This is a genomic window from Vibrio sp. A1-b2, assembly GCF_021726015.1.
Lineage (GTDB): Bacteria > Pseudomonadota > Gammaproteobacteria > Enterobacterales > Vibrionaceae > Vibrio > Vibrio diazotrophicus.
The window spans coordinates 1-6,472 of record NZ_JAKKCI010000022.1 but is presented as its reverse complement, the minus strand read 5'-3'; the positions used below and the strand labels follow the sequence as shown (position 1 = coordinate 6,472).

General features: G+C 40.0%; 9 protein-coding genes. All 9 read left to right on the top strand.

The window, feature by feature from the left end; translation table 11 throughout:
- The first annotated feature begins 162 nt into the window (after positions 1-162).
- Positions 163-444 carry a hypothetical protein gene (locus L3V23_RS21165; protein ID WP_237292987.1) on the top strand — a complete coding sequence of 94 codons (282 nt, stop codon included), beginning with the start codon at positions 163-165 and terminating at the stop codon, positions 442-444.
- Between the two features lie 205 nt (positions 445-649).
- Positions 650-931: a hypothetical protein gene (locus L3V23_RS21160; protein WP_237292984.1), complete on the top strand. Its 282-nt coding sequence runs from the start codon at positions 650-652 to the stop codon at positions 929-931.
- 184 nt (positions 932-1,115) lie between these two features.
- The gene (locus L3V23_RS21155; RefSeq protein WP_102967369.1) at positions 1,116-1,442 is read left to right on the top strand and encodes a DUF4144 family protein; all 327 of its coding nucleotides are present in this window, start codon (positions 1,116-1,118) and stop codon (positions 1,440-1,442) included.
- A gap of 1,107 nt (positions 1,443-2,549) precedes the next feature.
- On the top strand, positions 2,550-2,939 hold the full coding sequence (locus tag L3V23_RS21150) for an HIT family protein (RefSeq protein ID WP_102967367.1): 390 nt from the start codon (positions 2,550-2,552) through the stop codon (positions 2,937-2,939).
- 135 nt (positions 2,940-3,074) lie between these two features.
- The gene (locus L3V23_RS21145) at positions 3,075-3,635 is read left to right on the top strand and encodes a hypothetical protein (RefSeq protein WP_102967366.1); all 561 of its coding nucleotides are present in this window, start codon (positions 3,075-3,077) and stop codon (positions 3,633-3,635) included.
- Positions 3,636-3,776: 141 nt separating this feature from the next.
- The gene (locus L3V23_RS21140) at positions 3,777-4,265 is read left to right on the top strand and encodes a hypothetical protein (protein ID WP_102967365.1); all 489 of its coding nucleotides are present in this window, start codon (positions 3,777-3,779) and stop codon (positions 4,263-4,265) included.
- Between the two features lie 587 nt (positions 4,266-4,852).
- Complete coding sequence (locus tag L3V23_RS21135; RefSeq protein WP_102964793.1) at positions 4,853-5,455, top strand: hypothetical protein; 603 nt, start codon at positions 4,853-4,855, stop codon at positions 5,453-5,455.
- 152 nt (positions 5,456-5,607) lie between these two features.
- Positions 5,608-6,102: a GNAT family N-acetyltransferase gene (locus tag L3V23_RS21130; protein WP_102967363.1), complete on the top strand. Its 495-nt coding sequence runs from the start codon at positions 5,608-5,610 to the stop codon at positions 6,100-6,102.
- A gap of 153 nt (positions 6,103-6,255) precedes the next feature.
- Positions 6,256-6,472 (top strand): hypothetical protein (locus tag L3V23_RS21125; RefSeq protein WP_237292982.1); only part of this gene is annotated, 217 nt, incomplete at its 3' end.

Sequence of the window (6,472 nt, the reverse complement as noted above, 5' to 3'; positions counted from 1 at the left end):
CTATACATAACAAGGCGCTAAAGTCGGACTGCAAACCCATGGCGGTTTTGATTCAAATTGGACAGTGTGTTTAAGGTAGTTATTTTGAGTATAGTGGTGGGTTTGCAGCCACTTAGCTTAACGTTATATTTTTTATGTTCAGCAATCAAAAAGGATTTACGGATGAATGTGGATAAAGCGAAAAAACGCATACTGAAACGAGTACAACGAGGTTTCAAAGGTTATCCGCAAATCTCAATAGAGTATTTCGGTAAAACGCCAGATTTAGCGACGGAAGTTTTCATTACCTTTCTATCTGAAGAGAATGGCGAGCCGCAAATACAACGATTCACGAGTGACAAAGACGTCAGAGAAGACGAAGCAATTCAATCGGTGTTATTAAAAATCATCGAGCGTGCGGAAGCTAATACAGTAGTCGAAAATCGAGCAATATCGGTTATTTAATGGTTTCTTATTATGTTTGTGCCTGTGTTACTTCTGCATTGAGAACGAAATATAACAAGGCGCTTAAGACGGACTGCAAACGCGTGGCGGTTTTGGTTCAATCGAGTAGGGTGTTTACGGTGGTTATTTTGAGTTTGGTGGTGTTTGCAGCCACTTAGCTTATCGTTATATTTTTTTAAGTTCAGCAATCAAAAAGGATTTACTGATGAATGTGGATAAAGCGAAAAAACGCATACTGAAACGAGTACAACGAGGTTTCAAAGGTTATCCGCAAATCTCAATAGAGTATTTCGGTAAAACGCCAGATTTAGCGACGGAAGTCGTCATTACCTTTTTATCTGAAGAGAATGGCGAGCCACAAATACAACGATTCACGAGTGACAAAGACGTCAGAGAAGACGAAGCAATTCAATCGGTGTTGTTAAAAATCATCGAGCGTGCGGAAGCTAATACAGTAGTCGAAAGTCGAGCAATATCGGTTATTTAATGGTTTCTTATTATGTTTGTGCCTGTGTTACTTCTGCATTGAGAACGAAATATAACAAGGCGCTTAAGCCGGACTGCAAACGCGTGGCGGTTTTGGTTCAATCGAGTAGGGTGTTTACGGTGGTTATTTTGAGTTTGGTGGAGTTTGCAGCCACTTAGCTTAGCGTTATGTTTGCGGAGGCAAAATGATTAATTGGCCATGTATTCTCAAGCTAGATGGTGATGCGGAGCTAATGTTTTTGTCCTCTGAGACTCAATTGGCCAACGAATTAGACGCTCTAATCTGGGATAGTTCAGACCGTCTGATCGATAGCCGCGGACAATGTTATTTAGTTAGTTTTTCAGACGGAAGCTATCGATTTGATGTCGAGGGAAACGTGCTTTCTTTGGATGCAGTTACTCAGTTAATTCGAGAACATGAATTTTCAAAGGCAGAGATGTGTCTTACAAAAATACAGTTTCCATCTATCGAAAAAGCCATTATGTCTTTAGCAACAGAGAAACAAACATAACAAGGCGCTAAAGTTGGACTGCAAACCTGTGGCGGTTTTGGTTCAATTAGCAAATGTGATTACGGTGGTTATTTTGAGTTTGGTTGTGGTTTGCAGCCACTTAGCTTAGCGTTAGCTGGAAAATTAAAAGAGCAGTTTTATTCCTGTTTTGTGGCTCGAGCTTTACACCTGAAAGTTCACGTCTTTCAACTATCTCGCCAGTGGCACTTCAATTTAAGCGATTGAATTTTGCTGCTCCGTTTACTTTTTATGGTGCGTTTGTCGAGTTCTTTGGTGTGGCTTCTTTGAAGCTGAAAGTAGTTCGTGACCAAATTCGTTGTTCGCTTGCTATAGTGGGCTTCATCGTAATTTTTCTTGGTCGATTATGTTTCGTGGGCTAGGTTTCAGTTTTATAGCAGTCCCTTTTACATTGTGTTCGTATAGTCATAATGTATTTCAAATTATGCATTTGGGTGCAATCATCAAACTTCAACGCAACCAGCTAACAAGGCGCTTAAGACGGACTGCAAACCTGTGGCGGTTTTGGTTCAATTAGCTAATGTGTTTACGGTGGTTATTTTGAGTTTGGTGGTGTTTGCAGCCACTTAGCTTATCGTTAGCTGGAAAATTAAAAGAGCATTTTTTCTCCGGTTATGTGGTTCGAGCTTTACACCTGAAAGTTCAATTTTCTCAACTATCTCGCCAGCGGCACTTTGATTTAAGTGGTTGAATTTAAGCAAGCCGTTTACTTTTAATGGTTTGCTTTTTGAGTTCTTTGGTGTGGTTTCTTTGAAACTGAAAGCGGTTCGTGACTAATGAAGTTCTTCGCTTGTTATGGTTGGCTTCATCGTAATTTTTCTTGGTCAGTTATGTTTCGTGGGCTAGGTTTCAGTTTTATAGCTGTCCGTTTTACATTGTGTTCGTACAGCCATAATGTATTTCAAATTATGCATTTGGGTGCAAACATTAAGCTTCAGCGTAACCAGCTAACAAGGCGCTAAAGTCGGACTGCAAACCTGTGGCGGTTTTGATTCAAATTGGCTAGTGTGTTTACGGTGGTTATTTTGAGTTTAGTGGAGTTTGCAGCCACTTAGCTTATCGTTATAAGCTTTGGAAGGAAATTGTACTATGACGATAGTAGAGCAGATAGTAAATCGGGAAATTGAAGCTGTTATTATTTACGAATCCACCGATGTTATTGCGTTTGCAGATCACGACCCAATAAATTTGGGGCACATACTGATTTGTCCTACCTATCCATATGAGAGTTATATTGACGTCCCCGAAAATGTCCTATTTGAAATACATTGGGTGGCGAAAGATCTCTATAAACGTATTGAGGATGCGTTTAAACCAGATGGTATTTCCTTTATTCAAAACAACGGAAAGTTTAATGAATTATCTCATTACCATTTACATATCTTCCCTAGGTTTAACGACGACCAATTTGGTTGGCAAAGTCGTGGTCTTGGAGTTCAAAGCATAGACAAACTACGTGAATCTTTGGCACGCTTATAACAAGGCGCTTAAGTCGGACTGCAAACCTGTGGCGGTTTTGGTTCAATAGGGTAGGGTGTTTACGGCGGTTATTTTGAGTTCAGTGGTGTTTGCAGCCACTTAGCTTATCGTTATATTTTATGAAGGGAGTTGGAAATGCAGCAATATGAGCTAGCTGTCAAATTCTATGAGGCTGCAAGGGCTGAGTTAATCGAACGAATTCGTCTTCGGGAAAATATTATTTTGTTCTACGTTGGTGCCGTCGCGACCTTGCTTGGTGTCGCTTTCGGAAAAGAGAATGTAAATAACGAGATTTTGTTTGTTATCCCTCTTCTTTCCTTGGCTGCGTCGATACTGGTTTCACATCACAACTCTCTTATTGGGGCATTAGGTTTATATTGTTCAGTCGAATTGAAGAATAGCCTGAACTCTAATCTTGAAAATCCAGTTGTTCAGTGGGATGAGTCAAAAGCGCTGATTCAAGGCTCCTCTAAGGCTGTTCGAACCCGTCTCATTCCCCACTTACTCGTTATCTCTGCTCCTGCTTTAATCGCGTTGATTGTCAATATTCATTACCTCTCCACTTTGTGGAGTTGGGATGCAGTCGTCTGGTTCATGGGTTTTTGTTGTTTTATTAGTAGTATTATTTACATATGTTTATCAGGGCGAGATCGAAAAAGTAATTTTGGGGAAATAAGTCGTAAAAATAAAATATAACAATCAATTTAAGAGGGATTCTCAACGCTTGGCATTTTTGCTTCTACTTCAACTTTAGTGATTACGGTACAATGCTTTAGGTCGGGTGGTAGCGTTGTTCACCCCTTAATTGGGCGTTATACAGATTAAGAGGATAGTCTTTTGAATCAGAGTGTTGTCGAGTCGAACCCTTTCTATACTGAAATGTCAGCCTTGGTAGATGCTCATAATAGTGGTGACTATTTCAAAGTGATTATGTTGGCTCCTCAGTTGCTAGCAAAAATTGGTAATGCAATTGGTGAAGTCGGCGAGGAAATTGCTAACTGTATTGTTGGTGATTGCCTGTCAGATGATGACAAAGAAGTTTATAGATTAATGGGCAAGTTGGAACAGGAACTTTCGGATAAAGCTTATATTGCTAGTGTTCTGGTTAGTTACTACGAAAGTGAATTTTGGTCTAAAAATCACTCAAAAAAAGAGTTCGTTAAATATTTTACTAAGCTTGAAGATCTAGTGGCTCTACGTAATTTATTGGCTCATGAGTTTTACAAAAAGCCATTACCAGAGCGCAGAGTAAAAAATTGCTCGAAATCCGCGATGGATTTACTTTTCTTATTTGCAAATCATGAGTACCTTGAGCCATCTGTATAACAAACGCTTTAAGACGGATTCGCAACGCTCGGCGGTTTTGGTTTGATTTGGTTTTTGTGTTTACGGTGTAATAGTTGAGTGTTGTGGTAGCGTTGCTCACCACTTAAGCGGGCGTTATGTTTAGAGGGTAATATGAACAGATTTGAAGATCTCCCTATTTTCGAAAATGTGGATAAGAGAACTCGTTACCGCGCTATTCAGCTAGCCATAACACGATCAAACGTTTATAGAAAACCAATAGTTATCCTAAAATTAGTGATAACATTTTTGCTTACATTAGTGGCGTTCTTGGTAATGTTAGGGTCATTTTCAGGGGCAGTTGTTATTGGTTCAGTTGTTCTTATAGGGATAAATCGTATTGTTTTATATCGAGACTTCGAACGTTGCGTAAAACCACTCCTAAATGAGTGTTTGTATGAGGTTCGTCGTTTCCCGAATGTGCGCAAATAAACATAACAAGGCGCTTAAGTCGGACTGCAAACCTGTGGCGGTTTTAGTTCAAATTGGCTGATGTGTTTACGGTGGTTATTTGGGGTTTAGTGGTGTTTGCAGCCACTTAGCTTAGCGTTATATGCTCAGGAGGAATAATGAACGTAGATCTTCTAAATATCGGATTTGAATCAGATATTGATGATGAGGTGCTCAATGAACTTAAGGAAAGTTTGAGTTCATTTGGTAATGATGTTGAGTTTCATGAAATGCCTCCTCAGGGGGTACAAGCATCAATTGTTTTACATGGAATTAGCGCTATAGCTATAGTATTCGGTGCTGCCTTCGTCAAAAAATTAGGTGACAAAGCAGCTGAAGATTGTTACCCGTTTTTAAAGCGTGGATTGGCTAATGTGTATAAAAAATATTTTGGGGAATCACCTGAAATAGAAAAAGTCATTGTTGTCGGTAAAAACTCCAAACACAAAGCATCAGAAACTCGATATTCTCTGGTTTTATCGTTGTACTGCTCTACAGTTTTAAATCAAAGAGTTAAGTTTTTGTATGCGAAAGACTGGACTCAAGAAGAGTTTGACCTTGCTACAGAAAAATACATTGCTGAAATAGCCTTACTAGTTAATGGAAAGGATTGTGAAGTTAGTCAACTCTTATTGCAGCAACGAGCTGTAGCTGGTCAGTACTTAATCGCATGGAATGAGGCAAACGACAAGTTTATTGCGGTCAATATTTTGCCCAATTAACACGCATATAACAAGGCGCTGAAGAGGGACTGTAAACGCATGGCGGTTTTAGTATAAATTGAGTTTTGTGGTTAAGGTGGTTTGTTTGGGTTCAGCGTAATCGCGTTTTCAGCCCCTTAGCTTAGCGTTATGTGCTTTTGAGGAAAATTGACATGGAAGTAGTAGAAGCGAGTCCAGATTTAGCTCCAATATTAGCGAGTTACGCGAAAGAATGTTTGGAGTCGGGTATCCCTAAGTATTCCGGCGTTGATCAAGATCCTGAAGCTTATTTATCAGGTTTGGCTGAACGTTCTAAGGCAACTTCTGAATTACCAAACGGTTATTTACCCAGCACAACATATTATTGCGTATCTGGCTCTGAAATCTTAGGCGCTATTCGAATTCGTAAAGGTACTAATGCCAACGTAGAAAATGTCATTGGGCATGTTGGCTACGAAACTAGACCGTCAGCTCGTGGTAAAGGTGTAGCCTCATTTCTCCTCGCTTGGGTGCGAGACCATGTTGTCACTGACTCAGTTATTGTTACTTGTTCAATTGACAATCCAGCGTCCCAAAAGGTTATCGAAAACTGTGGTGGTGAATATCTTGGCAACCACACAAGTGAAACCGAGGGCACTGTAAGGCGCTACCGTTTAGCACGCACATAACAAACGCTTTAAGACGGATTCGCAACGCTCGGCGGTTTTGGTTTGAATTGGCTTTAGTGTTTACGGTGTAATGGTTGAGTATCGTGGTAGTGTTGCTCACCACTTAAGCGGGCGTTATATTTTTTAAGTTCAGCAATCAAAAAGGATTTACTGATGAATGTGGATAAAGCGAAAAAACGCATACTGAAACGAGTACAGCGAGGTTTCAAAGGTTATCCGCAAATCTCAATAGAGTATTTCGGCAAAACGCCAGATTTAGCGACGGAAGTTGTCATTACCTTTTTATCTGAAGAGAATGGCGAGCCACAAATACAACGATTCACGAGTGACAAAGACGTCAGAGAAGACGAAGCAATTCAATCGGTGTTGT